The following is a 1,406-nucleotide window of genomic DNA, read 5'->3' as shown; positions in this document are numbered from 1 at the left end:
GGGTTAAGTGACAAAAAGTGTGTCTGATTTTCAGCCTATTTGCTGGTCAGGCCGCATAAAACGGGCTTATATAAGGTTCCAGACCTTATTCAGGCCCGTTTCTTGCTCAATCCACCGGAATGGCTCCTGCATGTGGTAACAGGGGCCTGGTTGTCTTTCTGGGTGACTCCAAACAGACCCCGATGCCCTATATGCGCTGGGCAAATGAAGAAAAACGGCACCACAACCAAAGGGACAACCAGGTGGCGATGCAAAAACCCTGACTGCGGATGCTCAACAACACGACACCGCCCCGATCAGACCCACACCCGGGATTTCAAAGCGTTTCACACCTACGTCACCGGCACTGCTTCTTTAACCAAGGTGGCCGACACCTTGAATGTCTCCCGGCGCACACTCGACCGCCGGTTCACCTCATTGTGGCTTATCGATGTCCCTAACACCCCCGATCCCAACCGGGTCTACGACCAAATCTTCATCGACGGCACCTACACCGACGCTGGCTGCTTACTTGTGGCAGCCAGCCACGACCACGTCATCGCATGGCACTGGACACAACGCGAAACCGCCCACGCCTACACCCAACTACTCAAAAACATCGCCCCACCACTATGCGTTGTCCTCGACGGTGGCCAAGGCGCCTACTCAGCAATCAAAACCTGCTGGCCAACCACCCGCATCCAACGCTGCCTTGTCCATGCCCAACGCGTGGTCCGTCGCTACACCACCAGCCGTCCACGCACCGACGCAGGCAAAGCTATCTACGCCCTGGCGTTGAAACTGACCCGTATCACCACACTCGACCAGGCACGGGAGTGGACGCTGCGCCTGCATGACTTCGGACAGGTATTCAAAGCATTCCTCAACGAAAAAACACCCCTCCCCAAAGAACGCCGCACCCTCAACAACCAGTGGGAATGGACCCACCTGCGAGTTCGCAAGGCATACAACTCACTGCTGCACCTATCGCGCAATAACTGGCTGTTTACCTACCTGCAGCCACCACCAGAAGCACTCGAACCACAGCGCTGGGCATCAACAACCAACAGTCTGGAAGGCGGCGTCAACGCCCAGCTCAAACGCATCGCCGACGCGCATCGCGGCAGGTCCGGGGAGCGCCAACGCAAAATGCTCGAGTGGTACCTGCACTCGAAAACGCAGCTGCCTGACGACCCGCTAAAGATCGCCAGGCAGTGCAATTACGGACAAGATCAACTCGCCAAAGTCAACGATCTTGTCCCAGAAGACCACAACAAAGCCGACCACGAAACAGGACGACCAGCCTTCTACGACAACGCTATCCCAACCGAATACCAACACAACATAGGAATCCGGAAAGGGCCCATGAGATAAAAAGGGCCCACCCGGCGACACACCGAGCGGACACACTTTTTGTCACTTAACCC

Annotated in this window: 1 protein-coding gene; it reads left to right on the top strand. The window is 56.3% G+C overall.

The genetic code is table 11. The annotated features are described in order from the left end of the window. The first annotated feature begins 162 nt into the window (after positions 1-162). Positions 163-1,353 carry an IS1249 family transposase gene (locus HMPREF3135_RS03270; RefSeq protein WP_168163231.1) on the top strand — a complete coding sequence of 397 codons (1,191 nt, stop codon included), beginning with the start codon at positions 163-165 and terminating at the stop codon, positions 1,351-1,353. The last annotated feature ends 53 nt before the right edge of the window (positions 1,354-1,406 follow it).

Origin of the sequence: Corynebacterium sp. HMSC14H10, assembly GCF_001807105.1 — a bacterium.
Lineage (GTDB): Bacteria > Actinomycetota > Actinomycetes > Mycobacteriales > Mycobacteriaceae > Corynebacterium > Corynebacterium jeikeium_D.
This window is presented reverse-complemented; position numbering and strand designations above follow the sequence as displayed.